We start from the raw sequence: 25,240 nt of genomic DNA, 5'->3' as shown, positions 1-25,240 counted from the left end.
AGTCAAACCGTTCCAGCGGTCTGATACCCTTGGCCGTTATATTTAAACGTTGCATTGCCTCTTGCAATAATTGTTGTCTTTTTTTGAGGAGTAAAGTTTATCGACATTCCAACTTGTTTCCACTGAAGCGCAACATCAGCGGAAAACGTTACGCTTACAGTTGAATGTGCATATGCAACGAAAATCTGAATTGTTTCCATATTTGAAGAATTCGATTGAGTACCCACGCCAACGGTTCCACTTATATGTTTTCCATAGGTAGATGTGTTCTGGTGATTGATAATAACAGGAGTTCCAACAACACCCCCACTTTGGCTTGTGTCCATATCCACACTACTGCTCAATCCAGCACTGTTTCCCGTGCTTGCGTAACAGTAGGATACTTCGCCTACAGCACTAGCCGTTTTCGTTGCAAGTTGATGTGAACTAGAGTCAGCTGCTATCCAACCGATGCCAAAACTATCAATGCCTACGTAGATAGGTCTCTCCGACCATTTTATATCATATGCAATTGTTACCTTCTGCCGACTACCACTTCCTGCAAGACCATAAAGGAACTTGACTGTTGCACTGGATCTTGCAATACCGGTTCTTTCATTTGGCGCATACAAATAATCAAATGCGTCTTCGATGCCATCGTACTCTTCAATTATCGCAATTTGCGATTCAGAGAATCCTCGCTCAACCAGTACGGAACTTGGCTGCTCAGCTAATTCAAGCAAATGTTGTTTCAAGTCCTGTGGCGTGAGTTCTCCAGAAGAAAGCATCTCCTCAATCATATCTTTTTCCGAGCCAAAGACTTCTTGAACATCATCAACATATTGTGTTATATCCGTGTTCTCAAAATCGAATATTCCGTCTTTGAGCAAAGGATAATCCGACAAATCTGTTGCCGATGCCGATGCGATAGGAAGTGACTGCAAAATTGGGATAGAAGCACTTACGCCGACCAGTTTCAAAAAATTCCTTCGTGCAATTTTTTTCATAGGAATACCTCATAAAAATTTGTCCCAATAGATGGTCTCACTTACATATTTTTGCTTTCTGCATCGGTAACACCTACTTTCAACCTAACTTTATTTTTTAATGTGTAGTCGTAGATGTGATAGTTTCACTCCGTCCATCAGAATAATTAAATGTTGCGGAATACTCCAGCTTGTAAGATTTTCCCGGTTTGGTATTGTAGTTACTGCTTGCCATGCAGTTCGAGGTCGTGCTTGTATTTGAACAGTTGCTTACTCTCTGCCATGTTCCAAAGGTTCCTTTTTCATAGAGAGTACCGGAAACGCTGATACTTTTTATGCCAGTTCTCGTTTGAGCATCAACCTGATAGTAGGTCTGGTAGATTGAACCGTTAACTGTGCTGTTTCCAATATACCGACCAGACTGCCCTACAGCCAAGGCAGAGCACGCTAGGCTCAAGATCATCACCGCTGAAAGAACAATAGACAAGAAACGTTTTTTCGACATAGACAATGTACCTCCAATTTTTTGCTCCCAATAGGAGCTTTTGCTTAGTCAACGTAATTCGCCTTGTATTTGTGACAGCTTTTTTGAAAAATTTTCTGGTTTTTGTTACATTTGTACACTTATATAAAAAAGCTCCATGCTATTTGTTAATTTCGACAAACAGCATGGAGCTTCATATTAAAATATGTTTTCAGCGATTCTCACGATCTCATCTCGTGAGATGTTTCCCATAATCGTGTTTGAAACGCCTCCTTGCTCCCAGCTTAAAATATAAACGGTATCTCCGCTTTCTCCTACGCTCGTTCCCAAAGTTGCGTCTGCATCTCCAACTTTTACATTCTTATATGTTGTATGCTCATTGTCAAATGAGGACTGTTGCCCCGGCTGTATAATGGAGCATCGAACGGTATATCCCTCACCGCTTTCTTTTGACGAGTAAACGTGCAAAAAGTTTTCAGCTCTTTCAAATTCCTGCTCACGATCTCGTTCAAATCCATCCGGCACATAATGGTCGCTGTATCCATTCGGGAGCTGTTCCAACGGCTCGCCATCTACCTGATATGTCAGCTGCATCTCAATGGGCAGGAACTTCTGAATCATCGTATAAACTGCCTTGCGGAAGTCTGCGCTTACTGCAAGCGCACCGAGGGTCAGAATTACCAGCGTCAGGGCCGCAACAAGCACTCGTTTTAGCACAGGGCGGCGTTTATGCAACGCCGCTTGCAGGCGAGCATCCCATCGGGAAGTATCCGGGTAGCGTTCTTTAAGCTGTGCCGGAGTTGGCAGCTCGTCCAGTTCTTTTTGTGCATCTGCACGGAGTGCCATCATCAACGCTGCATCAAAAGAAACTTCTGTCTGCTCACTCATGGCTGTTCAACTCCTTCCACAATAGTTTTCTTCCACGGAAAAGCCGCATCCGAACCACTTCATCCGTCAGTCCAAGCGATTCGGCAATCTCCCGGTTGGTATAGCCCATTGCCAAAAGGCGCAGTGGATCACGGTACATCGGTTTTATCTGCCCAATCAGTTCTGTCAGATGTTGGATGTTATCGGTGCTGACTACGGCATCATCCGGCACCGGGGCATCATCTGGTGCGTCCGGAACTTCTTCCAGTGGTTCTTCTCGCTGCTTGCGAAGCATATCGTATGCACGGCTTCTACTACAACTAACGAGATAAGCAGCGAGTTCGTGACAGTTTTCTCGATGAATTTTAGAAAAATTTTTGGCAACGTATAAAAACACCTCTTGCAGCACATCCTCTGCCAGATACGAATCGCCCATAATTTTGTAAGCGGTATGATAGACCAGCCGCTTGTAGGTATTATATACATCTATAAATTGTTCTTCATTGCTTTGATCGTCAAGAACAGCTAAGTACAGGGAAAGCAACACAATCACCTCTAACGGATTCGCATGGAATGGATGTAGTGTACCATGAACCAACAAAAATGTCGAATGCTATCCCTCAAAAATAGCAGAAGTCTTTTTAAGTTACTTGTGAATTATGTCAAGAGGGCTGGCACCGTCCAGCCCTCTGTCTTTTTGCCAAAGTTTTGGAAATGTTTTCTTGCACTCTGCCGAAAGTAGCGGATTTTCAAATTTTCTTGTTGACACGGCACGAATTTTATGGTAATCTATCCCAACAATTTAATATAACATATTTACTTAGAGTTTCAGCTCGGCTCCTGAAGGAGCCGGAGCAAGTTTTTAACTTTCTATCGCTACATAACGAACCCGAACCAAGGCCATCCCGGAAGGGATGGTCAGGTTTAGGTTGTTGTGTGGCGTTTTTTTATTGCCAAATCCAGCACCGAACCTTGACAACCGAAAGACCGTCTGCATGGGATACACGGCGATGACCCCGCAAGGGAGAGCCGGAAAACGTCGCCGAAAGGGGGCTGGAAAGCCATGCAGGGAGAACGGCACACTCAATATCAAGTGGTCAAAATGACCACCTGATTGGGGGAATAACACAAAACGTCATTCACCAGAAACATCTTCTACGTTACAGCTCATACCATGTGGACATTTTGACCACATGGAGTGAACTGACGTAGCCCAAGTCAATGTGTTCAAATTGAACACATTGACTCCATCCGTGTTACGCTTAACCTCGACTTGACATTTTGCCAAGCCACGGTCACTCTGTGCTGGGTTACGAAAACCGTAACTCACCACTTTTTTGAGGTAAAGTGGTAAGTGGACAAACTGTCCAGATACCACCTATCTGTAACGCGTAAATTTAGTTGGTGGTCATTTTGATCACCAACCAGACAATCGTAACGCTTTATTGTGTGAAAGTGGCCGTTACCATTTTGATAACCGCCACGCATCTGTAACATTTGGGGCGAATAATGCTTTTCATTATCCACCACACACCCGTAACAGCCAAAGGAGGATGCCTATGACAACTGAACAATGGGAACACGAAAATCAGGACACTCTGATGGAATATTTCATTGATGGCGACCCCAGTGTGCGCAGAATCCAGTGTGAACACTGCCGCAAAATTATCTACACTCAGACCCGAAACCGCAAATATTGCAGCTTCCAGACCTGCGGCCACAAGATGCTGAACTTACGCAAAAGCATCCGAAAGCGTATTGAGCGCGGAACGTACACCTGCCCTTGCTGTGGGGAGCAGTTCCTACCAATTCGGGCAGATGCCAGATATTGCAGCAATGCCTGTCGGCAGAAAGACTACCGCCAGCGCAAAACGAAGAGATACTCTGGCAACTGACAATTTTTGTCACTTGCCAGATTTCATGCTTCTCTTTGAGGAACTTGATAAAGATTGTCAAGTTCCTCACCCACGCTTACTTTTATAAAGTAAAGTGGTACTTCCCATTTTGGGAAGTACCAAAATACCGTAACGCTTAAATTTCTTGTTCCCAAATCCTCAAAATGGGAATTTGGGCTGCGCGGCTGAAATCAGGTTACGCTTTCCGTAACTTGATTTTAGCCGTATCAAAATCAGGTTATCAAAATGATAACTTGATTTCGTCCGTAACGAAGCCACCGGAGTTCTCATTTTGATAACTCCGGTTCTATCCGTAACACGGCAGCTTACACTATCGTAAAAATCAGGTTGCCAAGAAGACAATCTGATTCCATCTGTAACGCTTCAAGGTCTATTGGAAATCAGGCGCTGCCACCCGGCACTTGATTTTACCCGTAACAAAACCAGTGGGTCAAAATGGCCCACTGAAAAAGCCGGACGAGCTGATGGCAGGGATTCGCAAATCTTTGCTTGCCCGGTGCAGGAGTGCAGAGGGTGCAGCCCTTTGCCCCAGTGATATGATGCTGTGCGTCATACCCTACTGGGTATTATCTGGCGCAAAAAGGCGGCAGATTCAGCAGCTTCGCTGCTGCGTTCTCCCCGCCAAGATGTTGAAACGGAGGGATGTCTATCTGAAATTGACACGACACAACGGACGAGCCGGAACCCATGGCACCTATAACCCCAAGCACAATGACCGGAGTTTCAACCTTGCCAACAGCGAACACATCGATCAGGAACGCGCCAAGGGCAACATCTACTGGGACTGCTTCCACGGCTTCCGCTCGGTTCTCGCTCCACCCGACCCGGATGATCTGGCCGCGACCTTTTCGGATGTGGAACGGCGATTCTATGAAACCCACTACACGGCGTTTGTCGAAGGGCAGAATGAACGCAATGCCAAGAATCGGCACACAGAGCGCAACCGTTCCATTCCCGATTTGCTGTCCAGCCGCAAGACCTGCCCGGAAGAAACCATTTGCCAGTTGGGAACGCTGGATGAACACGCTTCGGCAGAGGATTTGCTGAACATCGTCACCGAGTTCATTGACGAGTTCAAGGCCAAGTTTGGCGACCACGTTCATGTGCTGGACTGGGCGTTGCATCTGGACGAAAGTACGCCCCACATCCACGAGCGTCATGTGTTCGACTGTGAGAACCAGTATGGCGAAATCGCTCCCCAGCAGGAAAAGGCACTGGAAGCGTTGGGCTTTGAGCTACCTGACCCGGCCAAACCTCTCAGCCGCCGCAACAACCGCAAGATCACCTTTGATGCTGCCTGTCGGAAAATGCTGTTCGAGATTGCCAAGCGGCATGGGCTGGATTTGGAGGAAGAAGCGGAGTACGGAAACCGCAAGTATCTGGAAAAGCAGGACTTCATCCTTGCCAAGCAGAAGGAGCAGCTTGCCGCCCAGCAGAGCAAGCTGGACGAGTTGACCCTCAAGGTCAACGACATGGAAACGCTGATTGACGAGGTTTCGGCTGCGGCCTACGACAAGGCGGTAGAGGTCGTGACGGACGTAGTGCGCACCGAGACCCGCAAGGAAGATATGAGGATGATCGAGGACACAAAGAAGTGGGTGCTGTCCCCGGAACGAAAGGCTGCACAGTCCACGAGAGAATATGCGGCTCATCGTCTGGACGATGTTCTGAACAAGTTTCTCAAGACCATGCAGACCACCGCCACCCGCTTGCAGGATAAGCTCCTGAAGCCGGAAGTCCGGCAGAAAGGCAAGGAACAGGTCAAGGAAAAGGCGCGGGATTCTGTTCTGCAACTGCTGAACCGTTTGCAGGCAGAGCAGATACAGCGAAAGCCATCTGTGCCACCCGTTGCCGAGAAATCAGAAACACGAGGTGATGTTTATTGAGCAAAGAAGTCAATCAGGAAGAATACGCGCCCCGAACCATTGCGGACGTGAAAGAAATGCTGAGCAAGCACTCCAACGGAGAAATTCAACGTACCATCAGAAACTGTGAATTGATACTGCAAAACGACCATGTGCTTGCCAATGCCATCCGGCTGAATCTGTTGAGCGAGCGCATCGACATTGTAAAGCCTGTGGGCTGGCCGCGTTCCGGCAAGGCGTTGAATGACACCGACATGAAGTATATCCTGCGGCGGATGGAGAAATACGGCATATCCAGCGAGAAGAAGATTGAATCTGCCATCCGCATTGTTGCCAATGAGAACCGCTACCACCCCATCAGGGACTATCTGAACAGCCTGAAATGGGATGGAACAGAGCGGATAGCCCACGTCCTGCACCATTTTCTCGGTGCTGCGGAGGACGATTACACTTGCGAGGCAATGAAGATATTCCTGCTGGGAGCCATCAAGCGTGTGTTCCAGCCGGGATGCAAATTTGAGACCATGCTCTGTCTGGTGGGCGGTCAGGGTGCTGGAAAGTCCACCTTCTTCCGGCTATTGGCAGTCAAGGATGAATGGTTCTCAGATGACCTGCGGCGGCTGGACGATGGCAATGTGTTCCGAAAGCTGCAAGGACACTGGATCATTGAAATGTCGGAGATGATCGCCACCGCCAATGCCAAGAGCATCGAAGAAATCAAGAGTTTTCTCAGCAAACAGAAGGAAACCTATAAAATCCCCTACGAAACCCATCCTGCCGACCGTCTGCGCCAGTGTGTCTTTGCTGGCACGACCAATCGGCAGGATTTTTTGTCCCGTGACCGCACAGGCAACCGCCGCTTTATTCCAATCCCGGTGGACGCGGAACTGGCCGAAGTTCACATTCTGGACAACGAGGATGAATCCCGCGCCTATATCGACCAGCTTTGGGCGGAAGCAATGACGATTTACAACAGCGGCAACTACAAGCTGGCATTCAGACCTGCCATGCAGGAAACACTGCAAGCCCATCAGCAGGACTTCATGCAGGAGGATGCGCAGGCTGGCATGATTTACGCCTTTCTGGAGGACTATGCAGGTGATCGGGTGTGTTCCAAACAGCTTTACGCGGAGGCACTGGGCAACACCAATATCCCGGCAGAATGGGAGACCCGTGCTATTTGCGAGATCATGAACACCGGAATTTCGCGCGGCGACATCCAAGGCTGGCAGGCTCATAAGACCGCCAAGCGTTACCCGAAGTACGGCGTTCAGAAAGGCTGGGAGCGCGTAACCAGCCCCGAAACCGGGGCTGAAGATTTCTCCGAAATAACGGATGCAGAAGCTCAGCAGATGGGCTTTCCCTTCTGACAGTCAGCGGTTACACGACTGGTTACAGATTCGGTTACGTTCCAGTTACGGCGAAAAATCCGCACAACTGCTGGATTTTCCGCTTTCTGTAACCATGTAACCTTAAAAGAACAAGAAAAAGTATAAAACGCACCGGATGCTCTGTGTGCAGAAAAAGAGAGTTTTCCTGCACGGTTACAGGCGTTCGGTTACAAGGATATGGAGGTCTGCCTATGAGCAATACGCCTGCGCACACCACGAAGCAGCAGACGAAGAAGAAATTTATTGTTTCCCGTGAGTTTTCTGGAAATCAGTCCATGCGGGAAGCCTTTGAACAGCTTATTGAGCGTCAGTCACACTCCCATTTTGAGGAGTGGCTGGAAAAGAAAGCAGGATAAGTTCAATTTGACCGTTGAAAGGCTCGCAGGGACATGGTATTATAATGGTGTCGTGTCCCTGCTCATAGAATAGGAGAAAAAACTATGAGCAGAAAGAAACAGAATATCCAGAAAATCACTGCCCTCTATTGCCGCCTTTCTTTGGAAGATGGGCGCGAAAATGAGAGCATGAGCATCAGCAACCAGAAGTTGATGCTGAAGGACTTTGCGGAAAAGAACGGAATGTTCCGCTACGAATACTATGTGGACGATGGCTACACCGGGCGCAATTTCAATCGTCCGGCGTTCCAGCGGATGATTGCCGACATCGAAGCCGGGAAAATCGACTGTGTTATCACGAAAGACCTTTCCCGGCTTGGCCGCAACTATATCGAAGCTGGCAGTTATATCGAGATTTTCTTTCCGAAACATCATATTCGATATATTGCTATCACGGATGGTGTGGACAGTCTGACCCGGCAGGAAATGGACATTACCCCGTTCAAGAACATCCTGAACGACATGTACAGCCGTGACATTTCCAAGAAAGTTCTGGCTGGCATCATGACCCGTTCCCGGCAGGGCAAGTTCTGCGGCGGCACTCCTCCCTATGGTTTGATGCGCGACCCGAAAGACAAAGGGCATCTTATCATCGACCCGGATGCAGCACCCGTTATCCGCAAAATTTACGACTACGCCCTTGACGGGATGGGCAATATGAGAATTGCCAAGAAGCTGCTGGAAGAGAAAATCCCCATTACCCGTGTGAAAGCAAATACAGCACTGGATGCCAACTACTACACATGGGGTACAGCAAGAATCGGCCACATCCTCCGCAACCCGTTTTACAAGGGCGCACACCTTGTGTGCCGGACACACCAAACGGGCATCCGTTCCGGTTCGTTCAAGTTCATCCCCCGTGAGGAATGGGAAATTATCGAAAATTGCCATGAAGCAATTGTGACCCCGGAAGAATGGGCGAAGGTACAAGAACTGATCGACCGCCGCCCGACCATTATGACGGGCAATGACTGCCCATACTACAACATCTTCCACGGCATCATTTACTGCGCCACCTGTGGGAAATCCATGCAGGCACGGTATGAAAAAGTCGGCAGAAAGGATGTCAACCGAACTACCAAGAAGAAGCGTGAACCCATCGACAAAGCATTTTTTACCTGTCAGACCTATAACCGAATCGGTTGCAAAGTATGTTCCAGCCACAAAATCGAAGCCCGTGACCTGCATGAGCTGGTTCTGAATGATATTCAAGAGTTGGCTGCACAGGCCATGAAAGATTCGGATGCTTTTTATCAGCGGTTGAGCCGCCGCATGGAGAACCAATACCGCACGGATACTTCTGCGGTTCGGACAGAGATTCGCCGTTTGGAAGAACGGAATCAGGAAATTGATGATGTGTTTCTGAATCTTTACACGGATAAGAGCAAAGGCATCATCTCGGAACAGCGTTTTCTGAAACTGACGGATGCTATGGAACAGGAGCAGAACAGCAACAAGGCGCGTTTAAGCGAATTGAATCTTCTTCTGCACCAGTCGGATGAACAGGAAAGCGATGTTCATGCCTTTATCGAGGAAATCCGCAAGTATGCCGCCATCAAGGAGCTGGACGAAGTTGTACTGAACCGTCTTATCAAGAAAATCATGATTGGCGAGGTTCAGAAGGTCGATGGGCAGAAAATTCAGGAAGTCAAAATCATCTACAATTTTGTTGGAGAAATTTCCGCCTAATCTAAAATTGAAAATTCACACGATATAACATTGATTATAGTGACCCTTCTCGTTTTTTTGACGGGAAGGGTCTTTTCTTTTGCGAATTCATCACTTGACTTTACGGCAGGGAACTTATGAGCCGGGATGAGCTGGCGGTGCTGGATGGCGGCAAGTGCATCTTGCAGCTGCGCGGTGTAAGACCCTTTCTGTCGGATAAATACGATCTGACCCAACATCCGAACTACAAAATGACATCGGATGCTGACCCCAAAAATGCTCTGGATATTGAAAAATATCTGAGCCATAAAGAAAAAATCCGCACGGACGACCAGTTCGTCCTCGTGGATGTTGATTCACTCCCGCCCGCCTGACAAAGACGAGCGGTTATTTTTTATCCTGACCCAAAAGGCGCACCAGAAAATCAGCCCTTGCCGCAGTTTACGGCAGTTCACAAGTAGGTTTCGGGTGTGCGCAGGGTCACTTTTTGCCAAACAAAGGAGACGAAATATGGAATTTTTCAATAGTGCAGTGGACGTTCTGAAGACTCTGGTCGTGGCACTGGGTGCCGGTCTGGGCGTGTGGGGTGCTGTCAACCTCATGGAAGGCTACGGCGGCGATAATCCCTCCGCAAATGCTCATGTACGGTAAAGAAGCAAGCAACCGAAAACAATAGATAGACCGCCAGCACTACACTATTCCGAACCAAAGACCAAAAGATAAGCATTTTGAGAAAATCTAAACTTTTGGATTTTCCTACAATGCCGACTACGGCGGAATCCCTCCCACTCCTTATATATTTCTTTCTGTATACATTGAATTTGTATTTAGTAAAATGCAGACAACACCACGGATCGGCTTTTGGCTGGACAATTCCAACCAAACACCGCAGCAGACAGTAGAAACCATTCTGAACGTTAGGAAGCCGGTATGATTGTTACATATAAGGGGAAGAAAAATTTCTTTTAGATACTTGTTTTCCTAAAACTGATGTGATATAATAATTCAATTCCAGAAAAGGAGTAAAAAATATGCGGCAAGGTATTCTTAAATAAAACTATAATCAAATAGTGGGAACAAAGGATTATGATAGTCCCTTTTGTAGGGGCTTAGTTTTTTGTACCCAATTTAAGAATACTTTTGCCTTATCAATTTTGACATATCCCCAAAAACAGCACTCACAAACAGGTGTATGCTGTATATGTGTATGTCCGCAAATTATCATCCCCAGTGGTAAAAGTATTTTACTGCTGGGGATTTTTATGCCCTTCGGGGCAGTAAAGGGAGGACAATCACATGAAAATAATCAATATTGGAATTCTTGCCCATGTAGACGCTGGAAAGACGACCTTGACGGAGAGCCTGCTATATGCCAGCGGAGCCATTTCAGAACCGGGGAGCGTCGAAAAAGGGACAACGAGGACGGACACCATGTTTTTGGAGCGGCAGCGTGGGATTACCATTCAAGCGGCAGTCACTTCCTTCCAGTGGCACAGATGTAAAGTCAACATTGTGGATACGCCCGGCCACATGGATTTTTTGGCGGAGGTGTACCGCTCTTTGGCTGTTTTAGATGGGGCCATCTTGGTGATCTCCGCTAAAGATGGCGTGCAGGCCCAGACCCGTATTCTGTTCCATGCCCTGCGGAAAATGAACATTCCCACCGTTATCTTTATCAACAAGATCGACCAGGCTGGCGTTGATTTGCAGAGCGTGGTTCAGTCTGTTCGGGATAAGCTCTCCGCCGATATTATCATCAAGCAGACGGTGTCGCTGTCCCCGGAAATAGTCCTGGAGGAAAATACCGACATAGAAGCATGGGATGCGGTCATCGAAAATAACGATAAATTATTGGAAAAGTATATCGCAGGAGAACCAATCAGCCGGGAAAAACTTGTGCGGGAGGAACAGCGGCGGGTTCAAGACGCCTCCCTGTTCCCGGTCTATTATGGCAGCGCCAAAAAGGGCCTTGGCATTCAACCGTTGATGGATGCGGTGACAGGGCTGTTCCAACCGATTGGGGAACAGGGGAGCGCCGCCCTATGCGGCAGCGTTTTCAAGGTGGAGTATACAGATTGCGGCCAGCGGCGTGTCTATCTACGGCTATACAGCGGAACGCTGCGCCTGCGGGATACGGTGGCCCTGGCCGGGAGAGAAAAGCTGAAAATCACAGAGATGCGTATTCCATCCAAAGGGGAAATTGTTCGGACAGACACCGCTTATCCGGGTGAAATTGTTATCCTTCCCAGCGACAGCGTGAGGTTAAACGATGTATTAGGGGACCCAACCCGGCTCCCTCGTAAAAGGTGGCGTGAGGACCCCCTCCCCATGCTGCGGACGTCGATTGCGCCGAAAACGGCAGCGCAAAGAGAACGGCTGCTGGACGCTCTTACGCAACTTGCGGATACTGACCCGCTTTTGCGCTGCGAGGTGGATTCCATCACCCATGAGATCATTCTTTCTTTTTTGGGCCGGGTGCAGTTGGAGGTTGTTTCCGCTTTGCTGTCGGAAAAATACAAGCTTGAAACAGTGGTAAAGGAACCCACCGTCATTTATATGGAGCGGCCGCTCAAAGCAGCCAGCCACACCATCCATATCGAGGTGCCGCCCAACCCGTTTTGGGCATCCATCGGACTGTCTGTTACACCACTCCCGCTTGGCTCCGGTGTACAATACGAGAGCCGGGTTTCGCTGGGATACTTGAACCAGAGTTTTCAAAACGCTGTCAGGGATGGTATCCGTTACGGGCTGGAGCAGGGCTTGTTCGGCTGGAACGTAACGGACTGTAAGATTTGCTTTGAATACGGGCTTTATTACAGTCCGGTCAGCACGCCGGCGGACTTCCGCTCATTGGCCCCGATTGTATTGGAACAGGCATTGAAGGAATCAGGGACGCAACTGCTGGAACCTTATCTCTCCTTCACCCTCTATGCGCCCCGGGAATATCTTTCCAGGGCTTATCATGATGCACCGAAATACTGTGCCACCATCGAAACGGTCCAGGTAAAAAAGGATGAAGTTGTCTTTACTGGCGAGATTCCCGCCCGCTGTATACAGGCATACCGTACTGATCTGGCCTTTTACACCAACGGGCAGAGCGTATGCCTTACAGAACTGAAAGGGTATCAGGCCGCTGTCGGCAAGCCAGTCATCCAGCCCCGCCGTCCAAACAGCCGCCTGGACAAGGTGCGCCATATGTTTCAGAAGGTAATGTAAAGATACATAATCGTCAAGACGGCAACAATCAGAAGTTATGGAGGGTAACAATGGAATATAGTAAGGAAGATTTAATGGAAGCAAAAAAGCAAATTTGGGGAGTGGGAGAGAACATGGGAACAGAGGAAAGTAAAAAAATCTGGGAGGAGAACGCACAATTTTGGGATAATGCAATGGGTGACGAATCTAATGAATTTCACAGAGAGGTAGTGCGTCCCAAAGTAACGGAACTTCTATCTCCTAATCCTGCGGATTACATTTTGGATATTGCGTGTGGCAATGGAAATTATTCTTCGTATCTTGCACAAAGAGGCGCTTCGGTTGTCGCTTTTGATTACAGCAAAAAAATGATAGAATTGGCTAAAAGACGGCGATCACAATATGCAAAACAAATTGAATTTTGTGTGGCGGATGCGACCGATAGAAAAAGTATATTAGAATTAAAAAGAAATCGAGCCTTTACGAAAGCAGTTTCTAATATGGCAATTATGGATATTACGGATATTGAACCACTTCTTATGGCTGTTTATGAACTGTTGGAGGAAAGCGGAATTTTTGTCTTTGCAACGCAACACCCTTGTTTTGTCACGTTGACTGAAAAATATATGACACCGCACAGTTACTATGATATAGCGATTGAAGGGCAACCGAAAGAGCAGATTTATTATCATCGTTCCATACAAGATATTTTTAACCTTTGTTTTAGAGCTGGATTTGTCATTGATGGATTTTATGAAGAATGTTTCAAAAACAACAAAGAAATTCCTATGGTAATGATAGTAAGGCTTAAAAAGGTAAAACGTGATAGCTTAAAATAAATTCAAGTTTGCCGGATAAATAGCAAACCTGGCCGAGCCAGTCAACGGTCAAGATGAACGGGCTTCGCCCGCCGTTGACAGCCCCGCCCGGTTTTGCAGTTAGGCAGTCAAGGAGCGACAGCCTAAAGTGCTGCCGCCCCTTACTATCATAAAAAGCAACTACTAACCAGCCACAGCCCTTTTGGGAGGAAAGGGGGATTTTCCATGACCTGTACAGAAGAATATCGGGAACATATCGAGTACACTTTCCATGCCTTTTGCAAAGTCGTTATCCGAAATGCAACGATCAACGCAGCGAGGACACGGAGCAGGAAGCACAAAAGAGAAATATCCCTTGAATACCTCACAGACGAAAAGCACTACCCTTTAGGCACGACAGATGAATATTTCCAAGCCCCGGAGCCGGACGAGGAATACATACTTACCCTTTGCGGCGATACGGTCATTTTCAGCAGCGGCTTACTTGCGGAAGCCCTGTCACGGCTGGACGAACGGGAGCGGGAAATGATTTACCTGTCCTTTTTCAAGCGTATTCCACAGCACGAAATTGGCAGACAGTACGGGCGCAGCCGCAGCACAGCGGGCTACCATATCCGAAAAGTCCTACGGCAGCTCCAAGCGGAAATGGAGGGAATGGCATATGAGAAATAATAGGCTTCTCCCCTATGAAACAATCGTCCAAGCCACCAGCGGGGAGCCGGAAGCGGTGGGAACTGTATTGCAGTATTACCGCCGCCGCATACAATGTGCCGCCCGTGTGAATGGACGGGTAGACCAAGATACAGAGGACTACATCACCCAGACGCTTCTCACAGCTATTTTCAAGTTCCGCTTTGGGAGATAGCCCTACCGCCTACAACTGAATAACCGCCGCTTCGCCGGCAACCAGAAAGCAGTAAATCTATTCAACAGATTTGCTGCTTTTTTTCGTTCCTGTTTGGCATTTTTGAAAATCCCCAGTATGAAAAAACAAAAGGGAAAATTGCCGCCGCAGTTGGCAAAATCCCTTACTTATCCGTGGAGGGTATCAAAGAAAAAAATACTGCCATTGTCCGCCTTTTTCGGCTTGCGTGGTGTTGTAGGGAATAAGGGGAAATTCTAAAAATCTCCGTCCATTTTGCTTTGCGTGGTGTTGTAGGTAGTGAAAGGAAAATTTTCAAGATATGCCGGAATAGCGGGTAGCAAAGCCCTTTTGAAACGTCTTGTTAGCGGAAAGTACGGAAGCCGGGGAACGCCGGAGTTTTTCAGAGCAAGATTCTACCGCAGTACCAAAATTCGCTTATCGCTCATTTTGCCCCTGCGGGAATCTTGTTGGGGAGTGCCTTCCCCAAACCCTGCTTATGCGGCTTACGCCGCTGGAAAATCCCTCAAAATAATTTTTCGGATTTTTCAAAAACAGTTCCGCTTTACACCCTGTTTTTCTCCTATTAGTGAGAGGACACCACGCACAGCCGAAGGAGGTTTTACCATGCGAAAACGATATAACACGCCGCACCGCAGCCGGGTAGTCAAGACACGCATGACCGAGGAAGAATACGCCGAGTTTGCGGAAAGGCTTTCTGCTTACAACATGAGCCAAGCCGAGTTTATCCGGCAAGCCATAACCGGGGCAGCCATACGCCCCATCATAACCGTTTCCCCCGTCAATGACGAGTTGCTTGCCGCTGTCGGGAAGCTGACCGCCGAATACGGCAGGATCGGCGGCAACTTAAACCAGATAGCCCGGACGCTGAACGAGTGGCACAGCCCCTACCCGCAGCTTGCCGGGGAGGTACGGGCGGCGGTTTCCGACCTTGCTGCCCTAAAGTTTGAAGTCTTGCAGAAAGTGGGTGACGCTGTTGGCAACATTCAAACATATCAGCTCTAAAAATGCGGACTATGGCGCAGCGGAAGCCTATCTCACATTTGAGCATGACGAGTTTACCATGAAGCCCACCCTTGATGAAAACGGGCGGCTGATACCGAGGGAGGATTACCGCATTTCTTCCCTCAACTGTGGGGGCGAGGATTTCGCTGTTGCCTGTATGCGGGCTAATCTCCGCTATGAGAAAAACCAAAAACGGGAAGATGTGAAAAGCCACCACTATATCATCAGCTTTGACCCACGGGACGGGACAGACAACGGCTTGACCGTAGACCGGGCGCAGGAGCTGGGCGAGCAGTTCTGTAAAGAGCATTTCCCCGGACACCAAGCCTTAGTCTGCACCCACCCGGACGGGCATAACCACAGCGGCAATATCCATGTGCATATCGTCATCAACTCCCTGCGGATTTATGAAGTCCCGCTTCTGCCCTACATGGACAGACCAGCCGACACACGGGAGGGCTGCAAGCACCGCTGCACCAACGCCGCTATGGAATATTTCAAGAGTGAAGTCATGGAGATGTGCCACCGGGAGGGGCTTTACCAAATCGACCTCCTAAGCGGCAGCAAGGAACGGATAACCGAACGGGAATACTGGGCGGCAAAGAAAGGACAGCTTGCCCTTGATAAAGAGAACGCTGTCAGAGAAGCCGCAGGACAGCCGACCAAGCCCACCAAGTTTGAAACGGACAAGGCGAAGCTGCGCCGGACGATACGGCAGGCACTTTCCCAAGCTGGCAGCTTTGACGAATTTTCTTCCCTTTTGCTGCGGGAGGGTGTGACCGTCAAGGAGAGCCGGGGGCGGCTTTCCTACCTCACGCCGGACAGGACAAAGCCTATCACAGCCCGGAAGCTGGGGGACGATTTTGACAAGGCTGCTGTCCTTGTCCTGCTTACGCAGAACGCCCACAGAGCCGCCGAGCAGACCGCAACCGTACCCGAATACCCCCGCAACATAAGGGAGCGTTTGCAGGGTAAAAAAGCTGTCCAAACCACCCCGGAAAAGGACGGTATTCAGCGCATGGTTGACCGGGCGGCAAAACGAGCGGAGGGAAAAGGCGTGGGCTATGACCGCTGGGCGGCAGTCCACAATCTGAAACAAATGGCGGCTACCGTTGCCGCCTACGGGCAGTACGGCTATTCGCCGGAGGAGCTGGACGCAGCCCTGGTATCTGCCAATGCGGATTTACAGGACAGCACCGCCAAGCTGAAAGCCCTGGACGCTGCTATCCGGGAGAAAAAGGAGCTTCAGACACAGGTGCTTGCCTATGCCAAGACCAAGCCTGCCCGTGACGGTCTGAAAGCACAGAAAACGGAGAAAGCCCGCAGCACCTATCGGGAACGGCACGAAAGCGATTTTATCATAGCGGACGCAGCCACCCGTTATTTCCGGGCGCATGGCGTTTCCAAGCTGCCAAGCCATAAAGCCCTGCAAGCGGAAATCGAGCAGCTTACCGCCGAAAAGAACGCCCATTACAACGAATACCGGGAGAAAAAAGCCCGTGTCAAGGAGCTGCATACCGTGAAAAGCAATCTTTCTCAAATCCTGCAAGGCGAGAAAGACAGAGAGAAAAAGCACGAACATGAGCGTTAAAAACCGCCCCGAAACGATACCAAAACAGGGATATGCCCTGCACCCTATCCGCAATACTGCCCACCTTTGAAACGGGGCGCACAGCGCAGGAAATCCCCGAAAATGACACCGAGAAACTACATTTTTACCGACCTATCCGCTTATACCAGCGGAAACGGCAGAAAGGAGCGAGAAATGCCACGTATGAGCAAAAAGCGGCGGTTGGAATGGAGCTTTTTCCTCAACCACCGAAACCGTATTACCTACAATGACCTTTGCCGGGGCTGCACACACGGCTGCAAGCAGAGCTTCCGGGCGATTATCGTCCTCTGCCCCCGGTATTTCTCTAAGAGATGGAAACACAGGGAGGACACCGCCAATGGCAGATAACCGCAAATATTACTACCTCAAACTGAAAGAAAACTTCTTCGACAGCGATTCCATTGTGCTGTTGGAGGACATGAAAGACGGGATTTTGTATTCCAATATCCTCTTGAAGCTGTACTTAAAATCGCTGAAAAATGGCGGCAGATTGCAGCTTGACGAGCATATCCCCTATACCGCCCAGATGATAGCCACGCTGACCCGTCACCAAATCGGGACGGTGGAACGGGCATTAGCCATCTTCCAGCAGTTAGGGCTTGTGGAGCAGCTTGACTGCGGGCTGCTTTATATGACCGACATCGAGCTGATGATCGGTCAATCCTCTACCGAAGCGGAACGGAAACGCGCCGCAAGGCTTGAAAATAAGGCACTTTTGCCGCCGCGGACAAATGGCGGACATTTGTCCGACATTCGTCCACCAGAGATAGAGATAAAGAAAGAGATAGATATAGAGTTAGAAAAAGAGGAAGAGTTAAAGGGACAAGCCCTCGCCCGCAGCTATGGCAGATATGAGAATGTATTTCTGACTGATACGGAGCTTTCCGAACTGCAAGCGGAGCTGCCCGAAAAATGGGCGTACTATATTGAGCGGCTTTCCGGCTATATCGCGTCCACGGGCAAGAAATATAAAAACCACGCCGCCACTATTCGCAGATGGGCGGCAGACGATACCGCAAAGGCTGCCCCGAAACAGGGCATACCCGAATACACCTGCAAGGAGGGCGAGAGCTTATGAGTAATCTGTTTACAGAACGAGTTTTGAATATGACGGCTGTTACCCCACAGCCGGAGGACTACATGGGCGAGGACGGACTGCTTTACTGCGGCAAGTGTCACACTCCGAAAGAAGCCTACTTCCCGGAAAAGCAAGCCGCCTTGTTTGGGCGTGACCGCCACCCGGCAGAATGTGACTGCCAGAAAGCCCAGCGTTTGGAGCGTGAAGCCGCCGAACAGCGCAGAAAGCACCTTGACACCGTGGAGGACTTGAAACGCCGGGGATTTACCAATCCTACCATGCAGGAATGGACTTTCGCCAACGACAACGGGAAATGCCCGCAAATGGAGATTGCACACTTCTATGTGGAGCATTGGGAAATCATGCGCGAGGAAAATATCGGCTATCTGCTATGGGGCAAGGTCGGCACAGGAAAAAGCTATTTTGCCGGTTGTATCGCTAATGCCCTCATGGAGCAGGAAGTCGCTGTCCGCATGACGAACTTCTCTGCGATTTTGAATGACCTGACCGCCAGCTTTGAGGGGCGCAACGAGTATATCGAGCGTCTTTGCCGTTTTCCTCTGCTTATCATTGATGATTTTGGAATGGAGCGCGGCACAGAGTACGGTTTAGAACAGGTCTACAATGTGATTGACAGCCGCTACCGCAGCCGCAAGCCCTTAATCGTTACCACCAATCTGACATTGGACAGCCTGCAAAATCCGCTGGACACCGCCCATGCCCGGATTTATGACCGCCTTTTGGAAATGTGCGCCCCTATCCTCTTTACGGGAGAGAACTTCCGCCGTGAAACGGCGCAAGCCAAGCTGAACAGACTAAAAGAATTGATGAAATGAAAGGAGTTGCCTATGGCAGAGAACAAGCAGAACACCACCCCGGAACGCCGCCCGGACTGCGTGACAGAGATCCGCATGGGCAACACCGTCCTTATCGTTTCCGGCTTTTTCAAAAAAGATACCACCGACACCGCAGCCGATAAGATGATGAAAGTGCTGGAGGCGGAAGCCGCCGCAGGACACAAAGCCCAGCTTTCGCCCTAACGCTACAAGCCGCACAGTAAAAAATCGTCATTTTGACAGGCGGTAAAGAAGCAGAAGCCGCTATACAGACAGCCGCCCCATGTGGTATAATCGAAATACGGAATAGTGGGGCTGGCTGTCGGAAACGGAGGATTTTATGTTAAGACAGACCACCCAGAAAATCACTGCCCTTTATCCAAGACTATCCCATGAGGACGAGCTGCAAGGCGAAAGCAATTCCATTTCCAACCAGAAGCGTATTCTTGAAACCTACGCAAAGCAGAACGGTTTTTCCAATCTGCGCTGGTACACGGACGATGGTTATTCTGGTGCGAACTTTGTTGAGGTAAGATAACGATACCTTTTTTGCAGAGGGTGTTATCTTACCTCTTTTTGATGTATGTTAGATAGCATAACTCTTTACGTCGGCTCCTATCTGTCTGAAATAGGAGATACTTTCGGTAGGCTTGTCACCTGTATCAACTCTGCCGACAAAGCTATAAAAGATTTCGATTTTGCGGGTGTTCGTTTCCTTATCCAGTTCGTGAATAAGAATACGGTCAATAAATTCATGGACGTTTTCGTAGGTCAGTTCTTCAATCGCTGTGTATCTGCGTACCAGTGCGACAAACCTTTTTACGTCCGCGCTGCGCTCGGTGGCGTTGTCGATTTCCTGTGACAGCTCCGCAATCCTCCGGGTCAGCGTCTTTTTTTCTTCATCATAGCCGGAAGTCAGAAAAGCAAATTGTTCATCTGAAAGTTTCCCTAAAGCGTTGTCCTCGTAGAGCTTGCGGAATAAGATGTTCAGCTCGTTAATACGGTTCTGCGCCTTGTCAAGCTCTTTCCGCTGCTGTGTCAGCGTCTTTTGTACTGCCTTTGCGCTGCACTCGTTGGCTGTTTCGATAAACTCCTGTTCATGCTCTTTCACATAAGACGTTACTCGCTGCAAGTCTGCAAGGACAAGTTCTTTCAATACGCTTTTGCGGATATAATGCGTAGTGCAGAGCATATCATTTCTTGCCCGGTTGCGGTAGTTGCCGCAAGTGTAGGCGTGTTTCCGTTCAAGCGTCCCGGCTCCGCGTACTGCATACATTTTGTAGCCGCAGTCCCCGCAAAAGAGCAGCCCGGAAAACAGGTCAATTTCATCAACCTTTGTCGGGCGTTGCCGGGTGGCAATCCGCTTCTGTGCAAGTTCAAAGGTTTCTTCATCAATCAAAGGTTCGTGAGTGTTGGGGAAGAAATACCTTTTTTCCTCCGGGTTCTTTTTCGTCTTTTTCGACTTATAAGATACCTTGTAGGTTTTCCCGGTTATGGTATGCCCTAAATATTCTTTCCTTGTCAGAATGTCGTACAGCGTCTTATCCGGCCAGTTGTACCATGCGTTGAGCTGTGGGCGGGGGTGGCGTTTGCTCCCTGTCCTGCGGTAGCGCAGTTCCCCGACGGTCAGTATTTCATTGTCCCGCAGCCAGTTCTGGATTTCACACATACGGTCGCCCCGTACATACATTGCAAAAATCTGTTTTACGACGTGCGCCGTTTCCGGGTCGGGTATCAGATGATTGCGGTTATCCGGGTCGATAAGGTAGCCGTAAGGAGCTTCGCCGTTGACGCGCTCGCCTTTCTGCGCCTTTGCCTGTTTGACAGCCCGGATTTTCTTTGAGGTGTCGCGGGCGTAAAACTCGTTGAACCAGTTCCGCAGAGGGGTAAACTCGTTATCTTCCCTTGCTGTGTCTACACCGTCGTTAATGGCAATGTAGCGCACTTCATATTCGGGAAAGACAATCTCTATCAGCTCCCCGGTTTTCAGATAATTACGTCCCAGACGGGAAAGGTCTTTTGTTATGACGGTCGCCACGTTCCCGGCTTCAACCTCATGCAGCATGGCTTGAAGCCCCTCACGCTCAAAGCTCACGCCGGAAAATCCGTCGTCTACGAAAAAGCGCGTGTTGAAAAAGTGGTGTTCGTCAGCATACTTTTGTAAAATCAGTTTTTGGTTCTGTATGCTCTCGCTTTCCCCGGCTTGCATATCTTCCTGGCTCAATCTGCAATATAAAGCGGTAATCTTGTCTGTCTGTAACATTTTGTCCTCCTTTCCGACGACAGACAAGCATGGTATTTGTACTGTCTATATTATACCACATACCGCTGCCTGTGTCATGTATAAAATGTGAAGAAACGCCCTATTTCCGGGCGTTTGCGGGGTTCAGTTCCATGTCTTTGCGAATGAGTTTTTTTATCTTTTTATCCAGTGTGTCCGTTGCGCGTTCACTTGCGGACGAACATACAAGGTAAGTAACTTTTCCTATTTTATGCTCCGTTGTGGTAACGGGCGTTTGGTTTTGCGTCAAAGAAAATCCCCCTTTCTTTCGCAAACATATAATATAGTCTATGAATAGCAGCAAGTCCACTATTCAATAAAACAAAGGCTTTAATCGGACGGTTATTAGCATAACCTCATGGGAATTTCACCCCGGCATGGTTCTCATGCCGCCCTACCCATTGCCTGCGACGCTCTTAACGCTCGGACTGTGGCTGTAAGGAAGTATCATTGTATATTCTGCGTGTCGTCGCCCGCAAGCCGCTACACTTGCTTTCCGGCGCGGTGTTGGTCGCTCGGCTGTCCGGGCGGGGATAACCTCACCCGGATAGCGTCATGGCGCACCCGCCGTATGGCTCGGCGCAAAAGGAACGTATCCGATTTGCCCTATGCTGCGCCGCCGTTATCTTGCGCCGCTTTCTTTGTCAAGGTTCAGAATGGCTTTGCTGCCGCGTCAGCAGCGGAACGGAAAAGGGGGAGAGAGAAAGCGTCCCGCCGCCGCTGCGGTTTATTCCTCTGCCTTAAAGGTGAGGACAGCCATCATCAGTTTTGCTTGCAGCCGTTCCCGAATGTCGTGGTCTACGCCAAAATAGACGTTCCCGCGCTCGTCGTACAGCTTCCGCATGGAGAGGCGGGCTATGTAGCCGCTGAAATGCTGCAAGACAATCTTCATGGCGTCCGGGTCGCCCTTTGTCGCTGCCACAATGACAGGATAAGGAACAAGGGCATTTTCCGGGTAGCCGGGTTCGTTACCATTCGTCCCATTCATCAGCATTTTCCTCCAGATATTTTCTTAATTTCTCAAAAGAGCTTGTCCGCCTGTACTGTATCGTGCTTCTCGACGTGTTGAACAGCTCCGCAATCTCGGTATCGTTCATTCCCTCGAAGTAATACAGCAATATGGCTTTGCGCTTTTCTTCCGGCAAAGTACGGATTGCTTCAAGAAGCAGCTTTGGCGTGATTTTCTTCCCGGCTTTCTCAAAGACGGTTTCGGCGGCTTCACGTTTGAAATATTCATCAAACGTATGAAGCTGCCGCGCTTCGTCTAAGGTCATGTCGGAAAAGGTCACTTCCTTTGCCTTGTGTCTGCGAAGTTCTCTATGGGTGTCGCAAGCTTCATTGTGCAATACCGTATTACAAAACTTCTGAAAAGCACACTGTTTGTAAAACTCCCTGCTATTAGGTTCCACATTCTCACCTCCTTTCTCGTTGGAAAGTTGGTGGTGCTTCCCCCCTTTTCGCGGGGCAATACGGCGTTTTTCAAAAACGCCGAAGATTTTTTGAAATTTCTTCAAAAATTTTTTGAACGTACAAAATGCGCCCGTCCGAAAAGCCCGGACGGGCGCATAGGCATTGTAAGCAGTATCCAGATGATTAGACAGTTCATATATATAAGCGTAGTTTCCCCCGGTGGTGGGCGGGCTTTTTTTGATAAGTCAATAACTGTCGGATTTTGTCGATATGCTTTTTGCTTCATGGCGGCTACCTCCTTTAGCCGCCGATTTCAACAGTGATACCGCGTCATTTCATTAGAAGATAAAAAGAAACGGCGGCTTTGATTTTTCAAAGCTGCTGCGGAAATCAAAGAACGACAAGCAACAGTTCTGATTTTGCTCCAATATGGTTATTAGGGGCACAAATTAAAATCAAAAAAGAGCCGATAACAGCAGTATTTCAAACTGCATATTATCGGCTCTGCGTCTGTGCGTCTGGCTCTTTTAATTAAATTATTTCTGTTGTTTTTTGGCTTTATTATATGTATTAGCTAACTGTCCACAAGCTGCTTTAATCTCTCTACCATGAGAAACTCTCATGGTAACTTCAAGTCCTGTTTGCTCTAATTGATGTTTGAACGCAACCATTTCTTGTTTTTGTGGTGCTCTAATTTTTGAATTACTCGTCGGGTTGTATTGCAGCACGTTAATCATAACATTTTTGCCCTTAAACCATTTTGCAAGTTGCCTTATATCTGAGGAACGGTCATTTATACCTGGTAAAAGCAAATACGCAAATACCACTTTTCGATTATGCCTTTGAGAATAGGACAATGCTTGCTTAACAACATCTTCAATAGCGTACATGTGCATATGAGGAATGATACAGTTTCTCGCAGCCTGTGTTGCTGCATGTAAAGATATTGTCAACTGAATTTTTAGATGTTCTTCGCGCAATTTTTTTAATTGATTAACTGGACCAACTGTTGATACGGTAATGCCGTCGGTTGGAAAGTTAAGTCCATTTCTATCTCGAAGAATATGGATTGCTGCAATCAAGTTGTCGTAATTGAATAAAGGTTCTCCCATTCCCATAAAAACGATACGATTTACTTTTTGACGTATCAATACAACCTGCTGCACAATTTCAGACGGTGTTAGATTACGAACAAAACCATTGCGTCCGGACTCACAAAAAATACAGCCAACAGAACAACCAACTTGCGTACTTACGCAAACAGTCCCACCATCTCGCCGTTTAATAAAAACCGTTTCAATATACCTGTTATCTTTCAATTCATAAACATACTTTTCAGTATCGCTACTTTTATAGACTTTTTTTGTTGATATTGATAGATTTTCTTTGTGAAATGGCTGTTTATACAATTCCGTATATAAGGCTCTTGCTTTATCCTCTCCAATTACTTCCGACATTTCTTTGTAAGTAAATCCGTATGGGTCATTCAATATTTCCGTAGGTGTACTTTTAGGTAAGTGTTTCATTTAAATATCCTTCCTTTTCAAAATTAAAAAGTTTGTTTTTCAGAGTTTTTGATTATGATTTCTAGTTTTTCAACATCAACGATATGCGTTAATTTACATTTAGGGCAGAAAAGAGGAAAATTTCTTAATACCGTATTATAAAATACTTGAACCCTCGTCTTTCCGTTACAAATTGGACATTTTATCCAATATTTTTCAAGCATAATATTTCTCCTTTTGCGCAAAAAAATGCAGGTCAATTCTCAACATGAGCATTGACCTGCATTTATACATATAATACTACAACAAAATTAAGGCATAGTTTTTATACTATGTCTATACGTCGTTAGTTTTGTTGTATAGCATACGCAAAATAAGCATGACAAAAAAGCCCATATTGAAAATGGGAAAAATCTTTTTTGATTTCAATGCTTATCGAATACGCATGCTATGTAACATAAACATTCCCCCCCTTTTATATAATATTATATACAAAAGCAGCTTGTTGTCAACATATATATATATGAATTATTTTGGCTAACTGATAGAACTACGTAGACATATCCAAGAAGAAAGGGGAACAGTAAAATGTAATAGGGTGAATAACTATGGCAAAAAGACCAGTACCACGATACGACTTTAAGGCTTTTGGGGCAGCGATAAAGGCAGCGCGTGAGGGATGCAAGGAGAGCCGCAAGAAAGTAGGCGACGAAATGTTTATCTCGCCGCGCTACCTTGCGAACATTGAGAACAAGGGGCAGCACCCAAGTTTACAGATATTCTTTGAGCTGATACAGCGTTACCATATATCCGTAGACCAATTCCTTTTAGAAACGCCGCCGGAGAAGAACACGCAGCGGCGGCAGCTTGACGCGCTTCTTGACGGTATGAGCGATACAGGCATACGGATTGTAACCGCAACGGCAAAGGAGATTTCCGAAGTCGAAAAAGAGGGCGAATAGGAATGTCCGACTTAAAACTGAACAGGATTTAGAAAGCGTTGTAATCTTTTTTGAGGTTGCAGCGTTTTTCTTTTGCGTAAGTTTGGCAAAATCGCTTTTTCTCC

28 protein-coding genes and 2 pseudogenes are annotated in these 25,240 nt (G+C 47.9%); 19 read left to right on the top strand and 11 right to left on the bottom strand.

What is annotated here, in order from left to right; translation table 11 throughout:
• Positions 1-2: 2 nt before the first annotated feature.
• The 4 genes from ACGHP1_RS12135 to ACGHP1_RS12120 all read right to left on the bottom strand — a co-directional run bounded on the left by ACGHP1_RS12135 (position 3) and on the right by ACGHP1_RS12120 (position 2,863).
• Positions 3-986: a hypothetical protein gene (locus tag ACGHP1_RS12135; RefSeq protein WP_055191785.1), complete on the bottom strand. Its 984-nt coding sequence runs from the start codon at positions 984-986 to the stop codon at positions 3-5.
• 97 nt (positions 987-1,083) lie between these two features.
• Positions 1,084-1,470: a hypothetical protein gene (locus ACGHP1_RS12130; protein WP_242852844.1), complete on the bottom strand. Its 387-nt coding sequence runs from the start codon at positions 1,468-1,470 to the stop codon at positions 1,084-1,086.
• A gap of 177 nt (positions 1,471-1,647) precedes the next feature.
• The gene (locus ACGHP1_RS12125) at positions 1,648-2,337 is read right to left on the bottom strand and encodes a DUF4367 domain-containing protein (RefSeq protein ID WP_055191787.1); all 690 of its coding nucleotides are present in this window, start codon (positions 2,335-2,337) and stop codon (positions 1,648-1,650) included.
• A complete protein-coding gene (locus ACGHP1_RS12120) occupies positions 2,330-2,863 on the bottom strand; it encodes an RNA polymerase sigma factor (protein ID WP_242852845.1) in 534 nt (177 codons plus the stop codon). The genes ACGHP1_RS12125 and ACGHP1_RS12120 overlap by 8 nt, the downstream gene beginning before the upstream one ends.
• Positions 2,864-3,875: 1,012 nt before the next feature.
• On the opposite strand from ACGHP1_RS12120, the gene ACGHP1_RS12115 reads away from it, so the two are divergent.
• The 18 genes and pseudogenes from ACGHP1_RS12115 to ACGHP1_RS12030 all read left to right on the top strand — a co-directional run.
• A complete protein-coding gene (locus ACGHP1_RS12115) occupies positions 3,876-4,211 on the top strand; it encodes a hypothetical protein (protein WP_055191791.1) in 336 nt (111 codons plus the stop codon).
• 557 nt (positions 4,212-4,768) lie between these two features.
• Positions 4,769-6,118 (top strand): hypothetical protein, encoded by a 1,350-nt coding sequence (locus ACGHP1_RS12110; RefSeq protein ID WP_081027741.1) that lies wholly within the window; start codon positions 4,769-4,771, stop codon positions 6,116-6,118.
• Between the two features lie 56 nt (positions 6,119-6,174).
• Positions 6,175-7,467: a VapE domain-containing protein gene (locus tag ACGHP1_RS12105; protein WP_390556636.1), complete on the top strand. Its 1,293-nt coding sequence runs from the start codon at positions 6,175-6,177 to the stop codon at positions 7,465-7,467.
• Positions 7,468-7,679: 212 nt separating this feature from the next.
• On the top strand, positions 7,680-7,844 hold the full coding sequence (locus tag ACGHP1_RS12100) for a hypothetical protein (RefSeq protein WP_172678653.1): 165 nt from the start codon (positions 7,680-7,682) through the stop codon (positions 7,842-7,844).
• 84 nt (positions 7,845-7,928) lie between these two features.
• Positions 7,929-9,572 (top strand): recombinase family protein, encoded by a 1,644-nt coding sequence (locus ACGHP1_RS12095; protein WP_390509508.1) that lies wholly within the window; start codon positions 7,929-7,931, stop codon positions 9,570-9,572.
• A 104-nt stretch (positions 9,573-9,676) separates the two neighbouring features.
• Positions 9,677-9,925: pseudogene (locus tag ACGHP1_RS12090) on the top strand (type IV secretory system conjugative DNA transfer family protein); the annotation flags it as partial.
• A gap of 136 nt (positions 9,926-10,061) precedes the next feature.
• Entirely contained in the window at positions 10,062-10,202 is a 141-nt protein-coding gene (locus tag ACGHP1_RS12085; RefSeq protein ID WP_005924798.1) for a Maff2 family mobile element protein, read from the top strand.
• A 645-nt stretch (positions 10,203-10,847) separates the two neighbouring features.
• Positions 10,848-12,767 (top strand): tetracycline resistance ribosomal protection protein Tet(W), encoded by a 1,920-nt coding sequence (tet(W), locus tag ACGHP1_RS12080; RefSeq protein ID WP_005924790.1) that lies wholly within the window; start codon positions 10,848-10,850, stop codon positions 12,765-12,767.
• Positions 12,768-12,817: 50 nt separating this feature from the next.
• On the top strand, positions 12,818-13,585 hold the full coding sequence (locus tag ACGHP1_RS12075) for a class I SAM-dependent methyltransferase (protein WP_390509507.1): 768 nt from the start codon (positions 12,818-12,820) through the stop codon (positions 13,583-13,585).
• A gap of 204 nt (positions 13,586-13,789) precedes the next feature.
• The gene (locus tag ACGHP1_RS12070; RefSeq protein ID WP_003505338.1) at positions 13,790-14,236 is read left to right on the top strand and encodes an RNA polymerase sigma factor; all 447 of its coding nucleotides are present in this window, start codon (positions 13,790-13,792) and stop codon (positions 14,234-14,236) included.
• Positions 14,226-14,429: a helix-turn-helix domain-containing protein gene (locus tag ACGHP1_RS12065; protein ID WP_003505336.1), complete on the top strand. Its 204-nt coding sequence runs from the start codon at positions 14,226-14,228 to the stop codon at positions 14,427-14,429. Before ACGHP1_RS12070 ends, ACGHP1_RS12065 begins: the two co-directional genes overlap by 11 nt.
• Before the next feature lie 624 nt (positions 14,430-15,053).
• Positions 15,054-15,452 (top strand): plasmid mobilization protein, encoded by a 399-nt coding sequence (locus ACGHP1_RS12060; RefSeq protein WP_002569238.1) that lies wholly within the window; start codon positions 15,054-15,056, stop codon positions 15,450-15,452.
• Positions 15,424-17,043 carry a relaxase/mobilization nuclease domain-containing protein gene (locus ACGHP1_RS12055; RefSeq protein WP_390509505.1) on the top strand — a complete coding sequence of 540 codons (1,620 nt, stop codon included), beginning with the start codon at positions 15,424-15,426 and terminating at the stop codon, positions 17,041-17,043. The genes ACGHP1_RS12060 and ACGHP1_RS12055 overlap by 29 nt, the downstream gene beginning before the upstream one ends.
• Positions 17,044-17,217: 174 nt before the next feature.
• Entirely contained in the window at positions 17,218-17,412 is a 195-nt protein-coding gene (locus tag ACGHP1_RS12050; RefSeq protein WP_006573562.1) for a hypothetical protein, read from the top strand.
• Complete coding sequence (locus ACGHP1_RS12045; protein ID WP_005933730.1) at positions 17,402-18,142, top strand: phage replisome organizer N-terminal domain-containing protein; 741 nt, start codon at positions 17,402-17,404, stop codon at positions 18,140-18,142. The genes ACGHP1_RS12050 and ACGHP1_RS12045 overlap by 11 nt, the downstream gene beginning before the upstream one ends.
• A complete protein-coding gene (locus ACGHP1_RS12040; protein WP_054324685.1) occupies positions 18,139-18,978 on the top strand; it encodes an ATP-binding protein in 840 nt (279 codons plus the stop codon). Before ACGHP1_RS12045 ends, ACGHP1_RS12040 begins: the two co-directional genes overlap by 4 nt.
• Positions 18,979-18,990: 12 nt before the next feature.
• Complete coding sequence (locus ACGHP1_RS12035) at positions 18,991-19,182, top strand: transposon-encoded TnpW family protein (protein ID WP_005932101.1); 192 nt, start codon at positions 18,991-18,993, stop codon at positions 19,180-19,182.
• A 136-nt stretch (positions 19,183-19,318) separates the two neighbouring features.
• Positions 19,319-19,501: pseudogene (locus tag ACGHP1_RS12030) on the top strand (recombinase family protein); the annotation flags it as partial.
• 63 nt (positions 19,502-19,564) lie between these two features.
• Here the strand turns inward: ACGHP1_RS12030 and ACGHP1_RS12025 are convergent.
• The 7 genes from ACGHP1_RS12025 to ACGHP1_RS11995 all read right to left on the bottom strand — a co-directional run bounded on the left by ACGHP1_RS12025 (position 19,565) and on the right by ACGHP1_RS11995 (position 24,398).
• Positions 19,565-21,241, bottom strand: a complete 1,677-nt coding sequence (locus ACGHP1_RS12025) for a recombinase family protein (protein WP_002569190.1) — start codon at positions 21,239-21,241, stop codon at positions 19,565-19,567.
• 100 nt (positions 21,242-21,341) lie between these two features.
• Complete coding sequence (locus tag ACGHP1_RS12020) at positions 21,342-21,569, bottom strand: transposon-encoded TnpW family protein (RefSeq protein ID WP_004613661.1); 228 nt, start codon at positions 21,567-21,569, stop codon at positions 21,342-21,344.
• A gap of 417 nt (positions 21,570-21,986) precedes the next feature.
• The gene (locus ACGHP1_RS12015; protein ID WP_002569189.1) at positions 21,987-22,247 is read right to left on the bottom strand and encodes a helix-turn-helix domain-containing protein; all 261 of its coding nucleotides are present in this window, start codon (positions 22,245-22,247) and stop codon (positions 21,987-21,989) included.
• Positions 22,228-22,668, bottom strand: coding sequence for an RNA polymerase sigma factor (locus ACGHP1_RS12010; protein ID WP_002569188.1), 441 nt, complete (start codon positions 22,666-22,668; stop codon positions 22,228-22,230). Before ACGHP1_RS12010 ends, ACGHP1_RS12015 begins: the two co-directional genes overlap by 20 nt.
• A 101-nt stretch (positions 22,669-22,769) precedes the next feature.
• Positions 22,770-22,955, bottom strand: a complete 186-nt coding sequence (locus tag ACGHP1_RS12005; protein WP_009243795.1) for a hypothetical protein — start codon at positions 22,953-22,955, stop codon at positions 22,770-22,772.
• A gap of 250 nt (positions 22,956-23,205) precedes the next feature.
• The gene (gene rlmN / locus ACGHP1_RS12000; RefSeq protein WP_002569187.1) at positions 23,206-24,195 is read right to left on the bottom strand and encodes a 23S rRNA (adenine(2503)-C(2))-methyltransferase RlmN; all 990 of its coding nucleotides are present in this window, start codon (positions 24,193-24,195) and stop codon (positions 23,206-23,208) included.
• Between the two features lie 23 nt (positions 24,196-24,218).
• Positions 24,219-24,398, bottom strand: coding sequence for a cysteine-rich KTR domain-containing protein (locus ACGHP1_RS11995; RefSeq protein WP_002588768.1), 180 nt, complete (start codon positions 24,396-24,398; stop codon positions 24,219-24,221).
• 384 nt (positions 24,399-24,782) lie between these two features.
• Here ACGHP1_RS11995 and ACGHP1_RS11990 point away from each other — a divergent pair, with 384 nt between their 5' ends.
• On the top strand, positions 24,783-25,136 hold the full coding sequence (locus ACGHP1_RS11990) for a helix-turn-helix transcriptional regulator (RefSeq protein WP_002569186.1): 354 nt from the start codon (positions 24,783-24,785) through the stop codon (positions 25,134-25,136).
• Positions 25,137-25,240 lie beyond the last annotated feature (104 nt).

It is taken from the genome of Faecalibacterium sp. i21-0019-B1 (assembly GCF_042852915.1).
Taxonomy (GTDB): Bacteria; Bacillota; Clostridia; order Oscillospirales; family Ruminococcaceae; genus Faecalibacterium; species Faecalibacterium taiwanense.
This window is presented reverse-complemented; position numbering and strand designations above follow the sequence as displayed.

Coding starts and splice junctions, on each gene's coding strand:
- ACGHP1_RS12135 (WP_055191785.1), bottom strand. CDS start 986: ATGAAAAAAATTGCACGAAGGAATTTTTTGAAACTGGTCGGCGTAAGT.
- ACGHP1_RS12130 (WP_242852844.1), bottom strand. CDS start 1,470: ATGTCGAAAAAACGTTTCTTGTCTATTGTTCTTTCAGCGGTGATGATC.
- ACGHP1_RS12125 (WP_055191787.1), bottom strand. CDS start 2,337: ATGAGTGAGCAGACAGAAGTTTCTTTTGATGCAGCGTTGATGATGGCA.
- ACGHP1_RS12115 (WP_055191791.1), top strand. CDS start 3,876: ATGACAACTGAACAATGGGAACACGAAAATCAGGACACTCTGATGGAA.
- ACGHP1_RS12110 (WP_081027741.1), top strand. CDS start 4,769: ATGATGCTGTGCGTCATACCCTACTGGGTATTATCTGGCGCAAAAAGG.
- ACGHP1_RS12105 (WP_390556636.1), top strand. CDS start 6,175: ATGCTGAGCAAGCACTCCAACGGAGAAATTCAACGTACCATCAGAAAC.
- ACGHP1_RS12100 (WP_172678653.1), top strand. CDS start 7,680: ATGAGCAATACGCCTGCGCACACCACGAAGCAGCAGACGAAGAAGAAA.
- ACGHP1_RS12095 (WP_390509508.1), top strand. CDS start 7,929: ATGAGCAGAAAGAAACAGAATATCCAGAAAATCACTGCCCTCTATTGC.
- ACGHP1_RS12085 (WP_005924798.1), top strand. CDS start 10,062: ATGGAATTTTTCAATAGTGCAGTGGACGTTCTGAAGACTCTGGTCGTG.
- ACGHP1_RS12075 (WP_390509507.1), top strand. CDS start 12,818: ATGGAATATAGTAAGGAAGATTTAATGGAAGCAAAAAAGCAAATTTGG.
- ACGHP1_RS12070 (WP_003505338.1), top strand. CDS start 13,790: ATGACCTGTACAGAAGAATATCGGGAACATATCGAGTACACTTTCCAT.
- ACGHP1_RS12065 (WP_003505336.1), top strand. CDS start 14,226: ATGAGAAATAATAGGCTTCTCCCCTATGAAACAATCGTCCAAGCCACC.
- ACGHP1_RS12060 (WP_002569238.1), top strand. CDS start 15,054: ATGCGAAAACGATATAACACGCCGCACCGCAGCCGGGTAGTCAAGACA.
- ACGHP1_RS12050 (WP_006573562.1), top strand. CDS start 17,218: ATGCCACGTATGAGCAAAAAGCGGCGGTTGGAATGGAGCTTTTTCCTC.
- ACGHP1_RS12045 (WP_005933730.1), top strand. CDS start 17,402: ATGGCAGATAACCGCAAATATTACTACCTCAAACTGAAAGAAAACTTC.
- ACGHP1_RS12040 (WP_054324685.1), top strand. CDS start 18,139: ATGAGTAATCTGTTTACAGAACGAGTTTTGAATATGACGGCTGTTACC.
- ACGHP1_RS12035 (WP_005932101.1), top strand. CDS start 18,991: ATGGCAGAGAACAAGCAGAACACCACCCCGGAACGCCGCCCGGACTGC.
- ACGHP1_RS12025 (WP_002569190.1), bottom strand. CDS start 21,241: ATGTTACAGACAGACAAGATTACCGCTTTATATTGCAGATTGAGCCAG.
- ACGHP1_RS12015 (WP_002569189.1), bottom strand. CDS start 22,247: ATGAATGGGACGAATGGTAACGAACCCGGCTACCCGGAAAATGCCCTT.
- ACGHP1_RS12005 (WP_009243795.1), bottom strand. CDS start 22,955: ATGAAGCAAAAAGCATATCGACAAAATCCGACAGTTATTGACTTATCA.
- rlmN (WP_002569187.1), bottom strand. CDS start 24,195: ATGAAACACTTACCTAAAAGTACACCTACGGAAATATTGAATGACCCA.
- ACGHP1_RS11995 (WP_002588768.1), bottom strand. CDS start 24,398: ATGCTTGAAAAATATTGGATAAAATGTCCAATTTGTAACGGAAAGACG.
- ACGHP1_RS11990 (WP_002569186.1), top strand. CDS start 24,783: ATGGCAAAAAGACCAGTACCACGATACGACTTTAAGGCTTTTGGGGCA.